The sequence below is a fragment of the Skermanella mucosa genome, assembly GCF_016765655.2.
Lineage (GTDB): Bacteria > Pseudomonadota > Alphaproteobacteria > Azospirillales > Azospirillaceae > Skermanella > Skermanella mucosa.
Genome location: NZ_CP086106.1, coordinates 1,947,351 through 1,969,255 on the forward strand (window position 1 = coordinate 1,947,351; position 21,905 = coordinate 1,969,255).

Annotated in this window: 21 protein-coding genes; 18 read left to right on the plus strand and 3 right to left on the minus strand. The window is 70.1% G+C overall.

The features are described 5' to 3' along the window. Window positions 1-59 precede the first annotated feature (59 nt). The 6 genes from bchI to JL100_RS08830 all read left to right on the plus strand — a co-directional run bounded on the left by bchI (window position 60) and on the right by JL100_RS08830 (window position 6,114). Window positions 60-1,160 (plus strand): magnesium chelatase ATPase subunit I, encoded by a 1,101-nt coding sequence (gene bchI / locus JL100_RS08805; RefSeq protein ID WP_202683462.1) that lies wholly within the window; start codon window positions 60-62, stop codon window positions 1,158-1,160. Then, window positions 1,157-2,908: a magnesium chelatase subunit D gene (locus JL100_RS08810; RefSeq protein WP_202683461.1), complete on the plus strand. Its 1,752-nt coding sequence runs from the start codon at window positions 1,157-1,159 to the stop codon at window positions 2,906-2,908. Before bchI ends, JL100_RS08810 begins: the two co-directional genes overlap by 4 nt. Then, window positions 2,905-3,765, plus strand: coding sequence for an alpha/beta fold hydrolase BchO (bchO, locus tag JL100_RS08815; protein WP_202683460.1), 861 nt, complete (start codon window positions 2,905-2,907; stop codon window positions 3,763-3,765). The genes JL100_RS08810 and bchO overlap by 4 nt, the downstream gene beginning before the upstream one ends. A 140-nt stretch (window positions 3,766-3,905) precedes the next feature. Beyond that, a complete protein-coding gene (locus JL100_RS08820; protein WP_202683459.1) occupies window positions 3,906-4,805 on the plus strand; it encodes an alpha/beta fold hydrolase in 900 nt (299 codons plus the stop codon). Window positions 4,806-4,839: 34 nt separating this feature from the next. Then, complete coding sequence (locus tag JL100_RS08825) at window positions 4,840-5,883, plus strand: hypothetical protein (protein ID WP_202683458.1); 1,044 nt, start codon at window positions 4,840-4,842, stop codon at window positions 5,881-5,883. Between the two features lie 84 nt (window positions 5,884-5,967). Continuing rightward, complete coding sequence (locus JL100_RS08830) at window positions 5,968-6,114, plus strand: hypothetical protein (RefSeq protein ID WP_202683457.1); 147 nt, start codon at window positions 5,968-5,970, stop codon at window positions 6,112-6,114. Window positions 6,115-6,124: 10 nt separating this feature from the next. On the opposite strand, the gene JL100_RS08835 is transcribed toward JL100_RS08830, so the two are convergent. After that, the gene (locus JL100_RS08835) at window positions 6,125-6,508 is read right to left on the minus strand and encodes a hypothetical protein (RefSeq protein WP_228421464.1); all 384 of its coding nucleotides are present in this window, start codon (window positions 6,506-6,508) and stop codon (window positions 6,125-6,127) included. A gap of 194 nt (window positions 6,509-6,702) precedes the next feature. On the opposite strand from JL100_RS08835, the gene JL100_RS08840 reads away from it, so the two are divergent. The 5 genes from JL100_RS08840 (at window position 6,703) to JL100_RS08860 (ending at window position 11,685) form a co-directional block, all read left to right on the plus strand. Continuing rightward, complete coding sequence (locus tag JL100_RS08840; RefSeq protein ID WP_202683456.1) at window positions 6,703-7,131, plus strand: DUF2231 domain-containing protein; 429 nt, start codon at window positions 6,703-6,705, stop codon at window positions 7,129-7,131. Further along, window positions 7,128-8,471: a PQQ-dependent sugar dehydrogenase gene (locus JL100_RS08845; protein ID WP_202683455.1), complete on the plus strand. Its 1,344-nt coding sequence runs from the start codon at window positions 7,128-7,130 to the stop codon at window positions 8,469-8,471. Before JL100_RS08840 ends, JL100_RS08845 begins: the two co-directional genes overlap by 4 nt. Before the next feature lie 245 nt (window positions 8,472-8,716). Then, window positions 8,717-10,219 carry a phytoene desaturase gene (locus JL100_RS08850; RefSeq protein WP_228421152.1) on the plus strand — a complete coding sequence of 501 codons (1,503 nt, stop codon included), beginning with the start codon at window positions 8,717-8,719 and terminating at the stop codon, window positions 10,217-10,219. 67 nt (window positions 10,220-10,286) lie between these two features. Then, window positions 10,287-11,261: a phytoene/squalene synthase family protein gene (locus JL100_RS08855; RefSeq protein WP_228421153.1), complete on the plus strand. Its 975-nt coding sequence runs from the start codon at window positions 10,287-10,289 to the stop codon at window positions 11,259-11,261. A 250-nt stretch (window positions 11,262-11,511) separates the two neighbouring features. Then, window positions 11,512-11,685, plus strand: coding sequence for a hypothetical protein (locus JL100_RS08860; RefSeq protein ID WP_202683452.1), 174 nt, complete (start codon window positions 11,512-11,514; stop codon window positions 11,683-11,685). Between the two features lie 195 nt (window positions 11,686-11,880). Here the strand turns inward: JL100_RS08860 and JL100_RS08865 are convergent, their stop codons facing one another. Together JL100_RS08865 and crtD are read right to left on the minus strand one after the other, a co-directional pair. Further along, a complete protein-coding gene (locus tag JL100_RS08865; RefSeq protein ID WP_228421154.1) occupies window positions 11,881-12,720 on the minus strand; it encodes a carotenoid 1,2-hydratase in 840 nt (279 codons plus the stop codon). A gap of 26 nt (window positions 12,721-12,746) precedes the next feature. Then, a complete protein-coding gene (gene crtD / locus JL100_RS08870) occupies window positions 12,747-14,303 on the minus strand; it encodes a 1-hydroxycarotenoid 3,4-desaturase CrtD (protein WP_202683451.1) in 1,557 nt (518 codons plus the stop codon). A gap of 125 nt (window positions 14,304-14,428) precedes the next feature. Between crtD and JL100_RS08875 the strand changes: the two genes are divergently transcribed. From JL100_RS08875 to pufB, 7 genes are all read left to right on the plus strand, one after another. Further along, on the plus strand, window positions 14,429-15,298 hold the full coding sequence (locus JL100_RS08875) for a polyprenyl synthetase family protein (protein ID WP_202683450.1): 870 nt from the start codon (window positions 14,429-14,431) through the stop codon (window positions 15,296-15,298). Next, window positions 15,295-16,515 (plus strand): acetylserotonin O-methyltransferase, encoded by a 1,221-nt coding sequence (locus tag JL100_RS08880; protein ID WP_228421155.1) that lies wholly within the window; start codon window positions 15,295-15,297, stop codon window positions 16,513-16,515. Before JL100_RS08875 ends, JL100_RS08880 begins: the two co-directional genes overlap by 4 nt. 96 nt (window positions 16,516-16,611) lie before the next feature. Continuing rightward, window positions 16,612-17,547, plus strand: coding sequence for a chlorophyll synthesis pathway protein BchC (gene bchC, locus JL100_RS08885; RefSeq protein ID WP_202683449.1), 936 nt, complete (start codon window positions 16,612-16,614; stop codon window positions 17,545-17,547). Next, window positions 17,544-18,530, plus strand: a complete 987-nt coding sequence (locus tag JL100_RS08890; RefSeq protein ID WP_202683448.1) for a chlorophyllide a reductase iron protein subunit X — start codon at window positions 17,544-17,546, stop codon at window positions 18,528-18,530. The genes bchC and JL100_RS08890 overlap by 4 nt, the downstream gene beginning before the upstream one ends. Before the next feature lie 138 nt (window positions 18,531-18,668). Beyond that, on the plus strand, window positions 18,669-20,048 hold the full coding sequence (bchY, locus tag JL100_RS08895; RefSeq protein ID WP_202683447.1) for a chlorophyllide a reductase subunit Y: 1,380 nt from the start codon (window positions 18,669-18,671) through the stop codon (window positions 20,046-20,048). Next, the gene (gene bchZ, locus JL100_RS08900; RefSeq protein WP_202683446.1) at window positions 20,042-21,619 is read left to right on the plus strand and encodes a chlorophyllide a reductase subunit Z; all 1,578 of its coding nucleotides are present in this window, start codon (window positions 20,042-20,044) and stop codon (window positions 21,617-21,619) included. Before bchY ends, bchZ begins: the two co-directional genes overlap by 7 nt. Beyond that, window positions 21,620-21,898 carry a light-harvesting antenna LH1, beta subunit gene (gene pufB, locus JL100_RS08905; protein WP_323378454.1) on the plus strand — a complete coding sequence of 93 codons (279 nt, stop codon included), beginning with the start codon at window positions 21,620-21,622 and terminating at the stop codon, window positions 21,896-21,898. It begins immediately after the preceding gene. The last annotated feature ends 7 nt before the right edge of the window (window positions 21,899-21,905 follow it).

Here is a 21,905-nt window from a genome sequence, read left to right on the forward strand (position 1 = left end):
CTGCACGGCTTTCAGTACCTCGGCTTTCAGTATCAGGGCATTCAGTCCGGGAGTTGACCATGGCCTCTGTCGCGCTCGTCCATCCCGTCGCGGAAGCCCCGGCCGTGCCGCGGGCGGTGCCGGAACGCCAATCCTCGCGCCCGCTGTTCCCGTTCTCCGCGATCGTCGGGCAGGAGGAGATGAAGCTGGCCCTGCTCGCCGCCGCGGTCGATCCCAGCCTGGGCGGCGTGATGGTGTTCGGCGACCGCGGCACCGGCAAGTCCACCGCCGTCCGCGCGCTGGCGGCGTTGCTGCCGCCGATGCGGGCGGTGGCTGGCTGCGCCTACAATTGCGACCCCGCGCATCCGGCCTCGCTCTGCGCCGAGTGCAGGGCCGCCAGCACCACCGGCTCGCTGAAAAGCAGGCGGGTGCCGGTCCCCGTGGTCGACCTGCCGCTGGGCGCCACCGAGGACCGGGTGGTCGGCGCGCTCGACCTGGAGCGGGCGCTGACCCGGGGCGAGAAGCGCTTCGAGCCGGGCCTGCTGGCCCGCGCCCACCGGGGTTTCCTGTATATCGACGAGGTCAACCTGCTGGAAGACCATCTGGTGGACCTGCTGCTCGACGTGGCGGCGTCCGGCGAGAACGTGGTCGAGCGCGAGGGGCTGAGCGTGCGCCATCCCGCCCGCTTCGTGCTGGTCGGCAGCGGCAACCCGGAGGAGGGCGAGCTTCGGCCCCAGCTTCTCGACCGCTTCGGCCTGTCGGTGGAGGTGAAGACCCCCACCGACCTTGCCGAACGGATCGACGTGGTGCGCCGGCGCGACGTCTTCGAGCGCGACCCCGCCGGCTTCATCGCCAAGTGGAAGCGGGAGGAAACCCGCCTCCGCCGGAGCATCGAGGCGGCCCGGATCCGGCTGCCGCTGGTCCAGGTGCCCGACGCGGCGATCGAACGGGCGGCCCGGCTGTGCATGGCGCTTGGCGCCGACGGGCTGCGCGGCGAGCTGACCCTGGTCCGGGCGGCCCGCGCCGTCGCCGCCCTGGAGGGTGCCGGCGAAGTGCTGGACCGGCACCTCCGCCAAGTGGCATTGCCGGCGCTGCGGCATCGTCTTCGGCGCAATCCGCTGGACGAGGCGGGATCGACCGCGCGGGTCGAGCGCGCCGTCGCCGACCTGTTCGGCGCATGACCGGCTGGGAGGACGCCGCCGCGGCCGCGGCGCTCTTCGCGGTCGATCCGGCCGGCTTCGGCGGAGTTACCGTCCGGGCCGCCGCCGGACCCGTGCGCGACCGCTGGCTGGACCTGCTGCGCGGGCTGCTGGATGACGTGGCGCCCTTCCTCCGCGTGCCCTGCCATGTCACCGACGACCGCCTGCTGGGCGGCCTGGACCTCGCGGCGACCCTGCGCGCCGGGCGGCCCGTGGTCGAGCAGGGCATCCTGGCGCGGTCCGACGGGGGAATAGTCCTGCTGGCGATGGCCGAGCGTCTGCCGCCGGCCATGGCGGCCCGGCTGGCCGCCGTCCTCGACCGGGGCGAGGTCCGGCTTGAGCGCGACGGCTTCGCCCGGAACATCGACGCCCGCTTCGGGCTGGTCGCCCTGGACGAGGGCGATGCGGAGGAAAGGCCGGCGGCGGTGCTGACCGAGCGGCTCGCCTTTCACCTGGATCTCGGCGCCATCGCCGTCGGCCAGGCCGGGGCTCCGTTCCGCACCGTCGCCGAAATCGCCGAAGCCCGTGGGCGCTTCGCGCGGGTGAGGGCATCGGACGAGGTCCTGGAGGCGCTGTGCGGCACGGCGGCGGCCCTGGGGATCGGCTCGATCCGCGCACCCTTGCAAGCCCTCGCCGCCGCGCGGGCCGCCGCCGCCCTGGAGGGCCGGACCGAAGTCGGCGAGGCCGACGCCGCGCTGGCGGCCCGGCTGGTCCTGGCTCCGCGCGCGACCTGCCTGCCGGCGCCGCCGGAACAGGAACCGGAGCCGGAACGATCTCAGGAACCGGAAAAGGACTCTGACCCCAATTCCGGGAACCAGGAGGAGCCTCTGGAGGATGTGGTGCTGGAGGCGGCGCGGGCAGCCATACCGGAAGACCTCCTCAAGCGATTGGGAAGCCTCGCCAATGCCGGCCGCCGTGCCCAGCCTGCCGGCAAGGCTGGCGCCGTCGCCCAGGCCGCGGGCGGGCGCCCGGCCGGCGTCCGTCGCGGCCCCGCCCGGTCGGGAGCGCGGCTCAATGTCATCGAGACCCTGCGGGCGGCGGCACCCTGGCAGCGTCTGCGCGCCGATACCCCCGATTCCGTTTCCGGGACGGTTTCCGGGACCGCCCCGCGCATCCAGGTCAGGCCGGAGGATTTCCGGATCGCCCGGTTGAAGCGGCGGAGCCGGACCACGACCATCTTCGTGGTGGACGCCTCCGGCTCGTCGGCCTTTCACCGCCTGGCGGAGGCCAAGGGCGCCGTCGAGCTGCTGCTGGCCGACTGCTATGTCCGGCGCGACGAAGTCGCCCTGGTGGCCTTCCGCGGCAGGACCGCCGAACTGCTGCTGCCGCCGACCCGGTCGCTGGCGCGCGCGAAGCGCTGCCTCGCGGCGCTGCCGGGGGGAGGCGGAACGCCGCTGGCGGCCGGGATCTACGCCGCCTCGGCCCTGGCCGACGCCGTGACGCGCCGCGGCGGAACGCCCGCGCTGGTTCTGCTGACCGACGGCCGCGCCAACATCTGCCGCGACGGCTCGACGGGGCGTGCCGCCGCCGAAGGAGACGCGCTGAGCGCCGCCCGACAAGTCGCCGCCGCCGGTCTGCGGGCCCTGCTGGTCGATACCTCCGCCCATCCCGAGCCGGCGGCCCGCCGGATCGCCGACGGCATGCGGGCTCCCTATCTCCCGCTGCCCAGGGCCGACGCAGCCGCGATTTCCCGCGCCGTCCGGATGGCGGCACCGCAGCCCGCTTCATGAGGCGGCCGGCCTGGGAGCGGGAAGGGCGCGGCTGGCCCCACCGCGAGACCAGCAGTTTCGTCACCGCCGGCGGCCTGCGCTGGCACGTCCAGCGCATGGGCGAGGGTCCCGTCATCCTGCTGCTCCACGGCACCGGCGCCGCCACCCATTCCTGGCGCGGCCTGATGCCGCTTCTGGCCCGGGACTTCACCGTGGTGGCCCCCGACCTGCCGGGCCACGGCTTCACCGACCCCTTGCCGGGCCACCGCCTGTCGCTTCCGGGCATGGCGCGGGCGGTCGCGGCCCTGCTCGACGCCCTCCAGGTCTCGCCGGAGGCCGCGGCCGGCCATTCCGCCGGCGCCGCCATCCTGGCCCGCATGGCGCTCGACCACTTGATCCGCCCGCGCGTGATCGTCGCGCTGAACGGGGCCTTCCTGCCGTTCCGAGGGGCCGCCGGACACCTGTTCATGCCGCTGGCGAAGCTGCTGGTCCTCAACCCGCTGGCGCCCCGGGTCTTCTCCTGGACCGCCGACGCGCGCGCGGTCGAACGGCTGATCCGAAACACCGGCTCGGTCCCGGACCGGGCCGGGATGGAATTCTACGGCCGGCTGATCCGCTGCCCGGGACACGTGTCGGCGGCGCTGGGCATGATGGCGAACTGGGACCTGCATCCCCTGGTCCGCGACCTGCGCCGGCTGGAGGCGAAGCTGGTGCTGGCAGTCTCCTCCGGCGATACCGCGGTTCCGCCGGAACAGGCGGAGCGGGTGCGCGGCCTGCTGCCTTCGGCGGTGATCGACACGCTCGGGCGCCTGGGCCATCTGGCGCACGAGGAACGGCCCGATCTGGCGGCCGACCTGATCCTGCGCCATATCCGCTGAGGCCCGGTCCGCTGAGGGCCGGTCCGCTGAGGTCCGGTCCGCTGAGGGTAGGCGAGGCACCTTTTCACCCCCAAGGTGTTGATCCGCTGGCGAGCAATCGAGAAGAGTGCTCTCCTGGAGCACGACGGCAGGAGTCCTTGATGATGCGCGCCCCAACCCTTCCTCCCGCGCTCGCCGGCGACCTGCGGGAGACCAGCCGGCGCGCGGGGCGTCTGGCCTACTATGTGGCCGGAGACGGTCCGCCGCTGCTGCTGGTCCACAGCATCAACGCGGCCGCCTCCGCCTACGAGGTGAAGCCGGTCTTCGAGCGCATGGTGGCGCACCGCCGCGTCTACGCGGTCGATCTGCCCGGCTACGGCCATTCGGACCGCTCGGACCGCTCCTACGAAATCCGCCTGTTCACCGACGCGATCCACGACATGCTGGACGTGATCGCGGAGGATACGGGGTCCGATCCGGTCGATGCGCTGGCGCTGTCGCTCTCGTCAGAGTTCCTGGCCCGTGCCGCCGTCGAGCGGCCGGAGCGCATCCGCACGCTCGCCTTCATCACCCCGACCGGCTTCAGCAAGGGATCGGCCAAGGCCCATGGCGGGATCAGGACCAAGGCCTCGCGCGAGGTGCCGGGAGTCTACCGCTTCGTCAGCTTCCCGCTGTGGGGGGCGAAGCTGTACGACCTGCTGGTGAGCCGGCGGAGCATCCGGTACTTCCTGGAGCGGACCTGGGGTTCCAAGAACGTCGACGACGGCATGGTCGATTACGACTACATCACCGCGCACCAGCCGGGCGCCCGCTTCGCGCCGTTCGCCTTCCTGTCGGGACGGCTGTTCAGCCGGGACGTGCGGGACCTCTATGCGCGGCTGTCCGTGCCGGTCTGGATGCCCCACGGCACACGGGGCGACTTCAGGGATTTCAGCGGCGTGGACTGGCTGAAGGACAAGCCCAACTGGCGTCCGCAGCCGTTCGACGCCGGGGCGCTGGTCCATTACGAGTGGCCCGAGGAGTTCGTGTCCTCATATCTGGACTTTCTTGGCCAAGGATGACGGCGATGGACAAGGATGGGGTGACGGTTTGGAGTTGAGTTCGGTAAGGGCGTTGAAGGCCGAGGTTTCCGCGGACATCCTGGGGCCGCTTCTGAGGGAGGCGCGGGAGGCCCGCAGCTTCGGGCTGGCCGCCGGTCCGATCCGGCGGGCGGTGAAGCCGGAGCGGGGCGTCGCCCTCGGCATCGCCCGGGGACCCGGCCCGGACCAGTACCGTCTCGCGGTCCGTCTCCAGCGCCGCACCTTCGAGGATGACGGCGATCTGCGGCGCAGGCTCGAATCCGCGGCGCACAGCGAGGTGGATATCCGCTATGTCGGGCGCATCGCCAAGCGGACCACGGCCGATACTGCCGTCCACGGCCCCATGCTGCCCTGGTTCCGCCTGCGCCAGAGGCCGCTGCTGATCGGCTGTTCGGTCGGCCACCATGCCGTCACCGCCGGCAGCCTGGGCGGATTCTTCAGGCACCGCGAGACCGGGCGGACCGTCCTGCTCAGCAACAACCACGTGCTGGCGAACGAGGACCTGGCCAAGGCGGGCGACGCCGTGCTCCAGCCCGGGCGGTTCGACGGCGGGCGCCGGTTCAAGGACCGGATCGGCACGCTGGCCGGCACCGTCCCGATGAAGACCGAGGGTTCCAACCTTATGGACGCGGCATGCGCCGTAATGGCCGAAGGCGTCCCCTTCGATCCCCGGGCGGTGACCGGCTTCGGCGTGGTGCGCGGGCTGCGAAACCGGCCGATCGAACCGGGCGACGAGGTCTTCAAGATCGGCCGGACCACCGGGCTGACCCGCGGCGTGGTGACCGCCATCGAGCTGGACGACGTTGTGGTCGATTACGACAGGGGCCAGATCCGCTTCGACCGGCAGATCGAGATCGAGGGAGCTGGCGACGGCGCGTTCAGCAGCGGCGGCGACAGCGGCGCGCTGATTCTCGACCGCGAGGGCGACGCCTGCGCGCTGCTCTTCGCCGGCAGCGACCACGGCGGAAGCAACGGCAAGGGTGTCACGAATGCCAATGATTTAACCCTTGTCATGGAAACTCTGAATTTGGAACTGGCGCTCGAACAGCTTATTGCTTAAATTGAAACCATGTCTAACGTGTCGATAGACCAGGCGAGACGGGTAAAACCGAAAGCGGGCGAAGCCGCCCGCCGATGCGGAACCGTGACCGGCGTCGGCATAACAAAAGTCGGCGACTCCTACGCCGTCAAGGTCAACCTGTGCGAGCCGGTGCCGAAGGCATCGCTTCCGGACGCGATCGACGGCGTGACGGTGGTCTACGAGGTCCTGGGCAGGACAGCGGCGCGGTAGCGGCGCCATTCTACGGCCCTCCGGATCGAAGGCCATTCGAAAGATCCAGCGAAAATTGCCGGCTTCGGGCTGAAACAATTCCGCTCGATGCACGATCGCAACGATTGCAGATTGATCCGACGGATTTCCAGAACTCCTTGATGGTGTGGACGCCGATGTGGCGCGGATGGGCCTTCAGCTTGGCGAAGGCCATTTCGATCGGGTTGAGCTCCAGGCTGTAAGGCGGCAGGAAGAGAAACCAAGCGCCCGATCGCGGGGTCGGGGCGAGTTGGGTTTCCACGAAGGTCTCGAACAGGGTGCGGTTCATCGCTCCGGTGATCATCCAGGGGCCGGCGATGTGCCAGGCATAAGCTTCTATCGCCCGACATACCGGATCCCAACAACGTTCCGCCATTACACAGCCTCAGCCGAAGGGCCTCCGCCAAAGCCGGGTAGCTGCCCGGAACAAGGTTCGTGCGCTCGCGTTTTGTAAACTGCGTTCAGTACGTGTTTCGGGCGCTGGTTCGGTTGGCCTCGTATTCGGGCTTTCCCTGATGCATCTCGCTCGGTGCATCGGCGCATAGTCTGGTCGGGCAAGGAGAAGACGCTGTGGCTGTTGCTTATGATGAAAGACCGGCAAGGGCGATCCAGCCCTTTCATGCGGTGCTGCTCGCCGCCACTATCCCGCTGTTCCTGGGTGGCCTGCTCAGCGACATTGCCTACACCTCGACTTACCAGATCCAGTGGAGCAACTTCGCCTCCTGGCTGATTGCGGGCGGCGTGGCTTTCACCGGTTTCGCGCTCCTGTGGGCTTTCATCGACTTGATCCGCGCAGACCGGCGCCGAGGGCGGCCTCTCATCTACTTTCTCCTGCTGCTTGCCACTTTCGGGCTCGGCCTCATCAACTCGTTCGTCCATGCGCGCGACGCTTGGGGAACGATGCCGGAAGGACTCATCCTTTCGGCGATCGTTACCGTGCTCGCCATTCTGGCGACTTGGCTTGGCTTCTCCAGCCTTCGCGTGGGAGGGATGAAATGAAATATTCCAGCTTGCTGGCCGCGACCGCGCTCACGGCCCTGCTGACCGCCTGCGATGGCGATCCGGCCCCGCCGGAGTACGGCTCCAATCCACAGCTCCCGGAGCAACAGCGCGGGCTGCTTCCCAGCATGAACATCGCCGAACCCGCACTGTGGGGCGATCGGCGACCGGTCGTGCCGGAAGGCTATACCATCACACCCATCGCCACCGACCTCGGCATTCCGCGCCAGACCCTCGTCCTGCCCAACGGCGATATCCTCGTTGCCGAAGGAAGGGGTGGCTCGGCGCCGGCGCTACGGCCGAAGGACATCATCGCGGGCGTCATCAAGGCCAAGGGAACGACTTCGGTCGAGAGCGGCAATCGCTTGACCTTGCTGCGGGACGGCGACGGCGACGGCGTCTACGAAGAACGCACCGTCTTTGCCGACAATCTGAACGCGCCCTATGGCCTCGCGCTGGCCAACGATCAGCTTTACGTTGCCAATCAGGATGCCCTGGTGCGGTTCTCCTACCGCGAGGGGCAGACCCAAGCCGACGGACCGCCGGTCAAGGTCACCGACCTGCCATCGGAAATCAATCATCACTGGACGAAGGCGTTGACGGCCAGTCCTGACGGACGCTTCCTCTATGTCGGCATCGGTTCCAACAGCAACATCACGGAACGCGGGATGGCTGCCGAGGTTGATCGTGCGATGGTGTGGCAAGTGGATGCCCAGACGGGCGCGCACAAGCCCTACGCCACCGGCCTCCGCAATCCTACCGCCCTCGCCATCCAGCCGGGATCGGGCGAGCTATGGGCGGTGGTGAACGAACGCGACGAGCTTGGCCCGAACCTTGTCCCGGATTACCTCACGTCGGTCCGCGAAGGCGGCTTCTACGGCTGGCCCTACAGCTATTGGGGCCAGAACGTGGATCCGCGCGTTCGGCCGCAGGATCCGCAGAAGGTCGCCTCGGCGATCAAGCCCGACTATAGCCTGGGATCGCATGTCGCCGCGCTCGGCGTTGCCTTCTCCACTCCCGCGATGGGCGACCAGTTCGCCGACGGCGTGTTCGTCGGGGAACATGGCAGTTGGAACAGAAGCGTTCCCAGCGGATACAAGGTGATCTTCGTACCGTTCCGCGACGGTCGCCCCGCCGGTCCTCCGACGGAGTTCGTGACCGGGTTCTACGGCGAGGACGGCAAGACCTACGGTCGGCCTGTCGGCGTCACGGTTGATCCGGAGGGCGCCCTGATCGTCGCCGACGACCTTTCGAACACGATCTGGCGCGTAACCCCTTCAAACCCATCCCCCGCTGCCCAGGCGCCTCTGCGCGGCAATGGCGCAGACAGGCAGGGATGACCGATTTGGCCGGTGGAGGGTGACCGGCATCGTCAGGTTGGCGCCGAGCCGCAGGCTCGTGCGCCAAATCTGAAGCACTCATATCGTTGCTGGTAAGCTGCGGGGCGACAGCACGCCCCGAGGCGCGCCGGATTGTGCGCAACAGCGTTCGGGCGGTGACGGGTGCCCATCGCCTTTCATCCGTGACCGAACCTGAGCCCTATCCAGAGTGTCAACTTCGTGTTACGCTTCGGCGTATGAACAAGATGACACGCGACATCCCTGTTCCACCCCATGCCGTCGTCATCGGCAGCGGATTCGGCGGGTTGGCCGCCGCGGTCCGGCTGGGAGCGCGCGGCTACAGGGTCACGGTCCTGGAACGGCTCGATGCGCCGGGGGGACGGGCTTACGTCTACCGGCAGGACGGTTTCACGTTCGACGCCGGTCCCACCATCGTGACCGCCCCGTTCCTGCTGGAGGAGCTTTGGCAGCTCTGCGGGAAGCGGCTTTCCGACGACGTGGAACTGCGGGCGATCTCGCCCTTCTACCGCATCCGGTTCGACGACGGCCAGGTGTTCGAGTATTCCGGCGACGACGCCGCGATGCGGGCGGAGGTGGCGAAGTTCTCGCCCGCCGATGTCCCGGGCTACGAGAGCTTCCTGAAGGCCAGCGAGGCGCGCTTCAGGATCGGCTTCGAGCAGTTGGGCGACGTGCCGTTCAGCAGCTGGACGGACATGGCGCGGGTGCTTCCCGATCTGGTCCGGCTGGCGGGCCATCGCTCGGTCTATGACCTGGTCTGCCGGCACGTGCGAGATACCAGGCTCCGCACCGTGCTGAGCTTCCATCCCCTGCTGGTCGGCGGCAATCCCTTTGCCACCACCTCGATCTACAGCCTGATCGCCTTCCTGGAGCGGCGCTGGGGCGTCCATTTCGCCATGGGCGGCACGGGGCGACTGGTCCGCGGCCTGGTCGGCCTGATCGAGGGGCAGGGCGGCGTGGTCCGCTGCAATGCCGAGGTCGCCCGGATCACCGTCCGCGACGGCCGCGCCACGGGTGTCAGGCTGGCATCCGGCGAGGAGATCGCCGCCGACATCGTCGTGTCCAACGCCGACAGCGCCTGGACCTACCGCCACTTGATCGCGCCGGAGGCCCGCAAGCGCTGGACCGACCGCCGGATCGACCGCGCCCGCTATTCCATGAGCCTGTTCGTCTGGTACTTCGGCACCCGCCGTCGCTACGAGGATGTCGCCCACCATACGATCCTGCTCGGCCCGCGCTACCGCGACCTGCTGGACGACATCTTCCGGCGGAAGGTGCTGGCGCCCGACTTCAGCCTCTACCTGCACCGGCCGACCGCGACCGACCCGTCGCTCGCCCCCGACGGCTGCGACGCCTTCTACGTGCTGTCCCCCGTTCCCCACCTGGACAGCGGCACCCGCTGGGACGAGACGGCGGAGACTTACCGCCGCGCCATCGAGCGCCACCTGGCCGAAACGCTGCTGCCCGGCCTCAAGGATCAGATCGTCACGTCCCGCATGCTGACGCCCCAGGATTTCCAGGACCGCCTGCTCTCGGTGCGCGGCGCCGCCTTCGGGCTGGAGCCGGTGCTGACACAGAGCGCCTGGTTCCGTCCGCACAACAGGAGCGAGGATATCGAGCGGCTGTATCTGGTCGGAGCCGGGACCCATCCCGGCGCCGGACTGCCGGGCGTGCTGTCGTCGGCCCGCGTCCTGGACAAAGTGGTGCCGCATGCGGCCGTCCTGGCCTAGCGTCTCCGCTCGCCCCGGGACCGGGCCGGCCACGGCGGCCGATTTCGCGGCTTGCCGCCGGCTGCTCATGAACGCTTCGCGGACCTTCCACGCCGCCTCGCTCCTGCTGCCGTCCAGGGTGCGCCAGCCGGCCTCCGCCCTCTACGCCTTCTGCCGTCTGGCCGACGACGCGGCCGACCTGGCCGACGACGGCGACGCGGCCCTCGATCGGATGCGCCTGCGGCTGGACCGGGCCTATGCGGGCCGCCCGCTGGACCACGCGGTGGACAGGGCCTTCGCCGACGTGGTCGACCGTTTCGCCATCCCGCGCACCCTGCCGGAAGCGCTGTTCGAAGGGTTCGAATGGGATCTGGCCGGCCGGCGCTACGCCGATCTCGGGGAGCTGAACGCCTATGCCGCCCGCGTCGCCGGGACCGTCGGCGCCATGATGGCCGTGCTGATGGGGGTCCGGAATTCCGACGTCGTCGCCCGCGCCTGCGACCTGGGCATGGCGATGCAGTTGTCGAACATCGCGCGCGACGTCGGCGAGGACGCGCGGGCGGGCCGCCTCTACCTGCCGCTGGACTGGCTGCGGGACGCGGGGTTGGACCCCGACGCCTGGATGGCCGATCCGGTGTTCAGCCCGGAATTGGGCGACGTGGTCCGCCGGCTGCTCGCCGCGGCCGACGAATTCTATCGCCACGCGGACTCCGGCATCGCCCGCCTGCCGCCGGCGTGCCGCCCCGGCATCCAGGCAGCCCGCCACCTCTATGCGGAGATCGGGCGCGAGGTGGAGCGGGCCGACGGGGACTCGGTTTCCCGCCGGGCCGTCGTCCCGGCCCGTCGCAAGGCCCTGCTGCTGGCTCGGGCCTCGGCCGCCGCCCTGTCCGGCGCCAGCGGGGGCGAGGGCTTCCGGAGCGCCGAGGAGTCCCGGTTCCTGGTCGAGGCCGTGACCGCCACGGCGGAGCGCGAGGAGGTCCGGGACGATCCTGTCGTGTGGCTGCTCCTCCTGTTCGAACGCCTGGAGCGTGGCCAGCGCGTGGCGCTGAAGCGCCAGGGCTGACCGGCGGTGTCCACGGGATGGTTCGCGCTGGCGGAGATGTTGCTTGTGTTCGGCGGTGTCCTCGGCTGGGCGATCTACCAGATCGTCTCGGTCAGCCGGGCATCCAGGGACGATCCCAAGCCGCCGAAGCGAAGTGATCCGCAGCGAAAGGATAATGACAAGTCATTATGAATCTAAGGAGTCGGAACTAACCGTCGGTGCCTCCGGTTTCCAAGCGATTGCCAAGCAGACGAACCTGAGGAGACGGGAAATGGAAGATGGCAGCGATGGTGGCCTGATCTGGGCACTTGCCGGCATGACACTGGTGATTGTTCTCATTGTCGTGGTTTATCAGTTCGTTAGAACCAAACGGAAGCAACATAAACTGGGCGAGGACGGTCCCGGCAGCAACGTCCGCATGCCGGGCGAGGATCGCCGACACTAGAGCTATGCGCGCGATCAGGTTGATCCGCCCGGGGCAGCCGGACCGATGCGTTGGGCCGCGGCCCAACCGACGATCGACGGTCCGCACCACCTCCACCCTGCATCAAGCCGTGGGTTGGGCCGTGGCCCAACGCATCGCAAAACGTCAGCCGAAAGCCGATGCAGGGTGTCGGCGATCGGCATCGGCGCGGGAGCGTCAGGGCAGGCGCGGCATCCGGAAGGGCAGCAGCGCCTGGACCCAGGGCATGCGGAACCGGTCGAGCGACAGGCTCTCATGGACGGCCGTCGCCGGCCGGGATCCGATGCTGGTTTCCAGGACCGAGCGCGCGTAGAACGGCGCGTCCACCAGCGTCTCCCGGACCGTCACCGCGTGGCCCGGATCGGCGCGGGTTGCGCGTGGGATGCGCCACCATTTCGTGGCCGGCAGCCGGGCCGGCGGCAACGGATCGTCCATCTCCACCGCGCCCGCCGGGTCGATCCGCAGGGACAGCGCCAGCGGAGGCGCGGCGCGGCGGTCCACGTTGTACAGGATCGCGGCGCCGTCCCCCAGGTCGGCCCGGCACCAGTCCCACTGGCTGAAGGCGTCTTCCAGCGCCTCGTCGCCCGCGTTGGTGTCGAGATACCCGGTGCCGGTCCAGCGCAGGCCGGGCCGGTCGAGGTCCACCTCCACCCGGGAGCGGGGAGAGATCGGCCACCAGCGGTGCCGGCCCGAGGCGTCCAGGGTGAAGGACCGTTCCGTCAGGGCGTGGGGGTGGACCCGGATGGTGCCGCTGACCCGGGACGGCACCGGCATGGTGGTCTCGTCGAGGCGGATGGTCAGCACCGTGCCGTCCCAGTCGAGCGAACTGGGACCGATGGCGAGCGAACGCTGGTCGCGGCGCAGGCGGCTCCGGCCGCGCTCCGTCATGCACCAGCGGTTGCCGCCGGCTCCCGTCAGGACGACGTTGACCGAGCAGTGGTTCAGCGGGTCGCCCCGGCCGCGGCGGCGCGCCCAGGCGTAATAGGGCGAGAAGACGCTGCCGATGAAGGCGATCACCGTGAGGCCGTGTTTCCCGTCGTCGCTCAGCGCGTCGACGTACCACCAGGAATAGCCGTCGCGGGTGACCGGCCGGTCGAAGCGGAGCGTCGCGAACCCAGGTCGCGCAGCACCGCCCGAGCCGCCATCCGGCCGGACAAGGCCACCATCGGCACTCCCGGACCCGGATGGATGCTGCCGCCCGCCAGGTAGAGGCCGGGCATCCTGCTGCGTGCCGTCGGCCGGCTGAACGAGGCCTTCCAGCCGTGCGACGCCGGTCCGTAGAGCGCTCCCCCCGTCGCCGGGAAGAGTCGGTTCCAGTCCCGGGGCGTCGTCACCACGGTGTGCTCCGGCGAGGTCCGCAGGCGCAGGCCGCAGCGTTCCAGGATGCCGAATGTGCTGTTCGCGCATTGCTCGATCTCCGTCGGGTCGAAGGGGTGGGTGTCGCCGGTCGGCGGGGCGTTGACCAGGCAGAACAGGCGCTCGGAGCCGCCGGGCGGCGCGCCGCTTCCGGCATCCCGGTCCTGCGCGCAGACATAGACGGTCGGCGAACGGGGCAGGCGGGAGCGGCCGAAGATGTCGTCGAATTCCGCGGCATAGTCGTCTGAGAAGAAGACCGTGTGCCGCGACAGCGGAAACCCCTCGGTCTCGGCCAGGAGGCTCCAGGTCACGGCGGACAGCGACCGCTGCGCCGGATCGGCGGGCGGGACGGCCCGTGCCGCAGCGGTTCCCAGGAAGCCGCCGGCCAGCGCGCCGGAGTCGGCGTTGACGACGACCGAGTCGGCCTCGATCCGCTCGCCGGTGGCGAGCGTGACGCCTGAAGCCCGCCCGCCGGCCGTATCGATCGTCCGGACCTCGGCTCCGTAGCGGAAAACGGCACCGTGCCGTTCGGCCAGCCGTGCCAGCGCCTCCGCCAGCCGCGCCATGCCGCCTTCGACCAGCCAAACCCCGTCCTGTTCCACATGGGCTACCAGCATCAGCGTGGCCGGCGCCAGGAAGGGGGAGGAGCCGCAATATGTCGCGTAACGCCCGAACAGCTGGCGCAGGCGCGGGTCGTGGAAATAGTCGCCCAGCGCCTTCCACAGGGTGTCGAACGGCCGGATGCGCCAGAGGTCGCCCAGGCCCCGCAACCCCACCGATCCGACCAGGCCCTTGACGCTGGGCTCCGCGCTGCGGACGAACGAGTCCTGGAGCGTGCGCCAGGTCCGCCCGGCCTCGGCCTGGAACCGGCGGAACCCTTCGGCCTCGCGGGCTCCCGCGAAGGCGCGGATCGCGTCGGCCGACCGCTCCGGGTCGGCGAACAGGTCGAGCCGCGAGCCGTCGGTCCAGGCGTGGCGCGCCAGGATCTCCGCCGGCTTCAGCGTGACATGCCGGTGCAGGTCGTCCCCGGCGTCGGCGAAGATCTCCTCGAAGATGCGGGGCAGGGTGAAGACGGTCGGCCCTGCGTCCAGGCGGGCGTCGCCGACGGCGACCTCCCGCATCTTGCCGCCGGGATGGTCCGCCTTCTCCAGGACCGTCACGTCCATGCCCCGGCTCGCCAGCGTCAGGGCGGCGGTCAGGCCGCCGATGCCGGCGCCGACGACGACGATGCGGTTTCCGAACAATGTCTCCGGCCTCTCCTGCTTGACATGAAGAATGTCGTTGAACCTGACTACTGCTCGTGTCAACAATATATGACAGTAACGCGCGACAATCTACCCTTACAACGATGCGCGGCGGGAGGTTGCCCATGGATGTCGTCATGCGGATCGAACAGACCCTGGACGGGGCCTTGAGCGAGGCGGAGGCATCCGGCGCTCCGCCCAGGCTGGCGGCGGCGATGCGGCACGCCGTGTTTCCCGGCGGCGCCCGGATCCGGCCCCGCCTGTGCTTCGCGGTGGCCCGGGCCTGCGGCGCGGAGGAGTTCTCGACCGCCGCCGCAGCTGCCGCCGCGATCGAGCTTTTGCATTGCGCATCGCTGGTCCACGACGATCTGCCCTGCTTCGACGACGCGCCGGTGCGGCGCGGCAAGCCTTCCGTCCACCGGGCCTTCGGCGAACCCTTGGCGGTGCTCGCCGGCGACGCGCTGATCGTGCTGGCGTTCGAGACGCTGGCGCGCCAGGCCGCGGCCTGTCCCAACCGGCTGGCGACTTTGATGCTCTGCATCGGACGCTCGGTCGGGATGCCGTTCGGCATCGTGGCGGGGCAGGCGTGGGAGAGCGAGCCGCGGGTCGATCTCGCCCGCTACCACAGGGCCAAGACCGGCGCGCTGTTCGCGGCCGCGACGGTCGGCGGCGCCGCGGCGGCCGGCGTGGAATCGGCGCCCTGGCGCTCCCTGGGCGAGAAGATCGGCGAGGCGTTCCAGGTCGCGGACGACATCCGCGACGTCGCCGGGAACCCCGACGAGCTGGGCAAGCCGGTGGGGCGGGACGCCGCCCTCGGCCGGATGAGCGCCGCGCGCGAGCTGGGCATCGACGGCGCCCTCGACCGCCTCGACCTGCTGATCGGGGAGGCCGCCGAGTCGATCCCGCGCTGCCCGGGCGCCGCCGAGCTTCGGGCGCTGATCCGCCTGGAAGCCGAGCGCTTCCTGCCCAAGGAACTGGTGAGGGTTGCAGCATGAGCCAAAGCGATATGCATCACGCCGGCCACGCCCGCCGGCTTTCCCAGGTCTGCACGCCGCGGGTCGGCCTGGCCCAGGTCGGCTGGGGGCTGCCCCGGCTGGACCTCTGGATGGACCGCGTCTGGTCGGCGCGCGACCGGCTGATGGCGAGTCCGCGCTTCCGCCACTGGGCCGCGGCCTTTCCGCTGACCCGCCCGATCGCCCGGCGGCGCAGCCGCGACCTGTTCGACCTGTGCGCCGGCTTCGTCTATTCCCAGGTGCTGCTGGCCTGCGTCCGGCTCCGCCTGTTCGAGATCCTGGCGGAGCGGTCGATGACCGCGCATGAACTGGCCCGCCGCCTGGGCATGGCGGACGAGCCGGCCGAACGGCTGCTGCGGGCCGCCGTCTCGCTCCGGCTGCTGGCCCGGCGCGGCGATGACCGTTTCGGCCTCGGCCCCCTGGGGGCGGCGCTGGTCGGCAATCCCGGCCTGACCGCCATGATCGAGCATCACGCGATGCTCTACGACGACCTGCGGGACCCGGTGGCGCTGCTGCGCGGCGAGTGCCGCCGGACCGGACTGTCGGACTATTGGCCCTATGCCGGCGCCGAACGCCCGGCCGACCTGACCGGCACCCAGGTGGCGGCCTACAGCACCCTGATGGCGGCCTCGCAGCCGCTGATCGCAGAGGAGGTGCTGGCGGCGTATCCCCTGGACCGCCACCGCTGCCTGATGGATGTCGGCGGCGGTGACGGCGCCTTCCTGAGCGCCGCGGCTTCCCGCTTCCCCAAGCTGCGGGTGGTCCTGTTCGACCTTCCGGCCGTGACCCAGCGGGCCATGGAGCGGTTCCGGGCCGATGGCCTCGACCTGCGCGCATCGGCGGTGGGTGGCGATTTCCTGTCCGATCCCCTGCCTTCGGGCGCCGACATCGTGTCGCTTGTCCGCGTGCTCCACGACCATGACGACGAGGAGGCGCTGACGATCCTGCGGGCGGTGCGCCAGGCGCTCGGCCCCGACGGGACCCTGATGATCGCCGAGCCCATGGCGGAGGCCACCGGGGCCGAGCCGGTCGGCGACGCCTATTTCGGCTTCTACCTGCTCGCCATGGGCCGGGGCCATGCCCGGACCGCGCGCGAGATCACGGCCCTGCTGCGCCGCGCCGGCTTCGGCGGCGTCCGGCGGCACGCGACGGCGATGCCGTTGCTGACCGGCGTCATTACTGCCCGTCCGGCAGATTGACGTAAGTTTTTATTGACGTTCTATACTGTCAATATAAACTGACAAATAACCAAGGGCACCCAGCGTGCCGAAACAAACCCTTTGCCGGGGACCGGGATGGAAACGCTCGCAGTCGTGATCGAGGAGCCGGAACGGCTTGCTCTCCGGAGGCTCGACCTCACGCCGCCGGAATCCGGCGATGTCACCGTGGATGTCCTGTGGAGCGGCATCAGCACGGGGACGGAACGCCTGCTCTGGCTGGGCCGCATGCCGGTCTTCCCCGGCCTGGGATATCCGCTGGTGCCCGGATACGAGTCCGTGGGCCGCGTCATCCAGGCCGGCGCCGCTTCCGGCCGGCGCGAGGGCGAGCTGGTGTTCGTGCCGGGCGCCCGCTGCTTCGGCCCGGTCCGGGGACTGTTCGGCGGCGCCGCGGCGCGGCTGGTCGTCGCCGGCGACAGGGCCCTGCCGGTGGACGAGGCCCTCGGCGAGCAGGCCGTCCTGCTGGCGCTGGCAGCCACCGCGCACCACGCCATCGACGGCGGCCGCAGGCCCGACCTGATCGTCGGCCACGGCGTGCTGGGCCGGCTGCTCGCCCGCCTCGCCCTGCTGGAGGGCGGCGAGCCGCCCACGGTGTGGGAGCGCAACCCGATCCGCTGCACCGGGGCCGACGGCTACCGGGTGATCCATCCGGAGCAGGACGAGCGGCACGACTACCGCGCCGTCTACGACGTCAGCGGCGACGGAGCCTTGCTCGACTCCCTGATCGGCCGCCTGGCCCGCGGCGGCGAGGTGATCCTGGCCGGCTTCTATGCCGCCCCGCTGTCCTTCGCCTTCCCGCCGGCCTTCATGCGCGAGGCCCGCATCCGGATCGCCGCCGAATGGACCCCGCCGGACCTGCCGGCGGTCAGGGACCTGATCGAAACCGGCCGTCTGTCGCTCGACGGACTGATCACCCACCGCCTCGACGCGGGCCGCGCCGACGAGGCCTACCGGACGGCCTTCGGCGATCCGGCCTGCCTGAAGATGATCCTGGATTGGAGAAGCCGTTCATGACCGAGACGACCCTGATGGAACGCCTGCGGGCCGAGGCCTCGATCGAGCCCGACCCGGTTCCGACGGCGCCGCCCACCAAGGAGACGCAGATCATCGCGATCTACGGCAAGGGCGGCATCGGCAAGAGCTTCACCCTGGCGAACCTGTCCTACATGTTCGCCCAGCAGGGCAAGAAGATCCTTCTGATCGGCTGCGATCCCAAGAGCGACACGACATCCCTGCTGTTCGGCGGCCGGGCCTGCCCGACCATCCTGGAAACCTCGACCCGCAAGAAGCTGAGCGGCGAGCCGGTCCAGGTCGGCGACGTCTGCTTCAAGCGTGACGGGGTCTACGCGATGGAACTGGGCGGGCCGGAGGTCGGGCGCGGCTGCGGCGGCCGGGGCATCATCCACGGCTTCGAGCTGCTGGAGAAGCTGGGCTTCCACGACTGGGGCTTCGACTATGTCCTGCTGGATTTCTTAGGCGACGTGGTGTGCGGCGGCTTCGGCCTGCCGATCGCCCGCGACATGTGCCAGAAGGTGATCGTCGTCGGCTCCAACGACCTGCAATCGCTCTACGTCGCCAACAATGTCTGCTCGGCGGTCGAGTATTTCCGCAAGATGGGCGGCAATGTCGGCGTCGCCGGCATGGTCATCAACAAGGATGACGGCACCGGCGAGGCCCGGGCCTTCGCCGAGGCGGTCGGCATCCAGGTGCTGGCCTCGATCCCCGCCGACGACGACATAAGGCGCAAGAGCGCCAACTACCAGATCGTCGGCCGGCCGGGCGACCGCTGGGGACCGCTGTTCGAGGAACTGGCCCGCAACGTCGCCTGGGCACCGCCCGAATGGCCCAAGCCCCTGACCCAGGACGGACTGCTGGGATTGTTCAAGGGCGACGCGGTCGGCCGCGGCGTGGTGCTGGAGCCGGCGACGCTGGAGGACATGTGCGGCGTCGCGGCGGTCACCAGGCCGTCCCTCGAAGTGATCTACGACGATGTCTAGGAGCGCACCCGCCTGCGAGGGGAACTGGGGTCAGACCACCATTTCCCCCGAACCTCTCCACCGGCAAGACCGGATGGGAAATGGTGGTCTGACCCCAGTTCCCCGGTCCCGGCCGATAGTCTTCAAGGGTACCGCACCATGACCGCCGCTCCGATCGAGGCCGGCTGCCACGGCGGCAAGGCGGAACTCCGCGAGGCCGCCCGCGCCGCCGGGATGAACGAGACCATCGAGCGCTATGCCGCCGACTACCCCCTGGGGCCGCACGACCAGCCGCAGAGCATGTGCCCGGCCTTCGGGTCGCTCCGCGTCGGACTGCGGATGCGCAGGACGGCCACCGTGCTGTCCGGTTCCGCCTGCTGCGTCTACGGCCTGACCTTCACGTCCCATTTCTACGGCGCCCGCCGGACGGTCGGCTACGTGCCGTTCAACTCCGAGACGCTGGTCACCGGCAAGCTGTTCGAGGACATCCGCGAGGCGGTGTTCAAGCTGGCCGATCCCGATCTCTACGACGCCGTCGTGATCATCAACCTGTGCGTCCCGACCGCGTCGGGTGTGCCGCTGCGGCTGCTGCCGAAGGAGATCGACGGCGTCCGGATCATCGGCATCGACGTTCCGGGCTTCGGCGTCCCGACCCATGCCGAGGCCAAGGACGTGCTGGCCGGCGCCATGCTGGCCTACGCCCGTCGCGAAGCGGAGCAGGGACCCGTCCAGGCGCCCCGCGCCGGCAGGACGGAACGGCCGGCGCTGGCGCTGCTGGGCGAGATGTTTCCCGCCGACCCGGTCGGCATCGGCATGATGCTGGAGCCGATGGGCCTCGCGGCCGGCCCGGTCGTGCCGACACGGGAGTGGCGCGAGCTTTACGCCGCCCTGGACTGCCCGGCGGCGGCCGCGATCCACCCGTTCTACACCGCGTCGATCCGCGAGTTCGAGTCGGCGGGCCGCACGATCCTGGGCTCCGCCCCGGTGGGTTACGAGGGCACCGCCGCCTGGCTGGAGGCGGTCGGCTCGGCCTTCGCCGTGCCCCGCGCCATGCTGGACGCCGCCAAGGACAAGGCCCTGCCGCCGATCCGCGGCGCCTTCGAACGCGCGCCCGTCAAGGGCCGCATCACGCTGTCCGGCTACGAGGGCTCCGAGCTTCTGGTCGCCCGCCTGCTGGTCGAGAGCGGCGCCGACGTCCGCTATGTCGGGACCGCCTGTCCGCGCACCCCCTGGTCGGCGGCCGACCGCGACTGGCTGGAATCCCGTGGCGTGATGGTCCAGTACCGCGCCTCGCTGGAGCACGACCTGGCCGCCCTCAAGGAGTTCCGCCCCGACCTGGCGATCGGCACCACGCCGGTCGTCCAGCGCGCCAAGGAGATGGCGATCCCGGCGCTTTACTTCACCAACCTGATCTCGGCCCGCCCGCTGATGGGCGTCGCCGGCGCCGGCGCCCTGGCCCAGGTGGTCAACGCCGCCCTCGCAAACACCGCGCGCTTCGACGAGATGCGGGCCTTCTTCGGGGAGGCCGCCGCATGCTGATCCTGGACCACGACCGGGCCGGCGGCTACTGGGGCGCCGTCTACGCCTTCACCGCGATCAAGGGATTGCAGGTGATCATCGATGGCCCTGTCGGCTGCGAGAACCTGCCCGTCACGGCGGTCCTGCACTACACCGATGCCCTGCCGCCGCATGAGCTGCCGATCGTCGTGACCGGCCTCGCGGAGGAGGAGCTGGGCCGCCACGGCACCGAGGGCGCCATGAAGCGGGCGCACGGCACGCTGGACCCCAAGCGGCCCAGCGTCGTCGTCACCGGCTCGATCGCCGAGATGATCGGCGGCGGCGTGACGCCCGAGGGCACCGGCATCCAGCGCTTCCTGCCCCGCACCATCGACGAGGATCAGTGGCAGAGCGCCGACCGCGCGCTGAACTGGCTGTGGACCGAGTTCGGCCCGAAGCGCGGCGCCGTGCCCAAGCCGAAGCCGCGCAAGCCGGGCGAGAAGCCCCGGGTCAACATCATCGGCCCGATCTACGGCACCTTCAACATGTGGTCCGACCTCGCCGAGATCCGCCGGCTGGTCGAAGGCATCGGGGCCGAGATCAACCTGACCTTCCCGCTCGGCAGCCACCTCGACGACGTGCCCAAGCTGGCCCGGGCCGACGCCAATGTCTGCCTGTACCGCGAGTTCGGCCGCCTGCTGTGCGAGACGCTGGACCGGCCCTATCTCCAGGCGCCGATCGGGCTGCACTCGACCACCCGGTTCCTCCGCAAGCTGGGCGAGATCCTGGAGATCGACCCGGAACCCTTTATCGAGCGGGAGAAGCTGACCACCATCAAGCCGGTCTGGGACCTCTGGCGCTCGGTCACCCAGGACTTCTTCGGCACGGCCAGCTTCGGGATCGTCGCGAACGAGACCTATGCGAGAGGCGTCCGCCATTTCCTGGAAGAGGAGATGGGCCTGCCCTGCACCTTCGCGGTGGCGAGGCGTGCCGGGGCCAAGACCGACAACGAGGAGGTCCGCGACCTGGTCCGGACGCGCCCGCCGCTGATCCTGTTCGGCAGCTACAACGAGCGCATGTATCTCAGCGAGGCCGGGGGCAGGGCGGTCTATATTCCGGCCTCTTTTCCCGGCGCCGTCATCCGCCGCCACACCGGTACGCCCTTCATGGGCTATGCCGGCGCCACCTGGCTGGTGCAGGAGGTCTGCAACGCGCTGTTCGACGCGCTCTTCCACATCCTGCCGCTCGCGGCCGAGATGGACAGGGTGGAGGCGACGCCGTCCAGGCTGGAAGCGGAGCTTCCCTGGGACGACGACGCCAAGGCCGACCTGGACCGCCTGGTTGAGGCGCAGCCCGTGCTGATCCGCATCTCCGCCGCCAAGCGCCTGCGCGACGCCGCCGAACGCAATGCCCGCCGGCGCGCCGAGGACCGCGTCACGGCGGGCCGCGTCGCCGAGGCGGCCCTGGACGAGCAGATCGTCCAGCCGATTTCCCCCTCGATTTCTCCCTCCGCCCGGAGGGAGCCCGAATTCGCCGGCGCCCAAGACGTCCGGCGACCGCCGCGCGGTCCTCGCGCAGAACCGGCCGAACGGCTTTCATCAGGAGGTAGATAAATGTCCGACACCACGATGGGTGAACGACGCACGCCCAGCGAGAGGGGAACCCCCGACGCGTCGCTGTCCGGGTTGACCGACCCGGAGGCGAGGGAGTTCCACAAGATCTTCATGCAGAGCTTCGCCATCTTCGTCGGCGTGGCCGTGCTGGCCCACATCCTCGTCTGGCTGTGGCGTCCCTGGCTGCCCGGAGAGCAGGGCTATTCGTCCCTGATCGACGGGACCCTGCGCGACGGCGTCACCGTCGCGCTCGAATCCTTCAAGACCTTCGTCGCATAGGAGACCG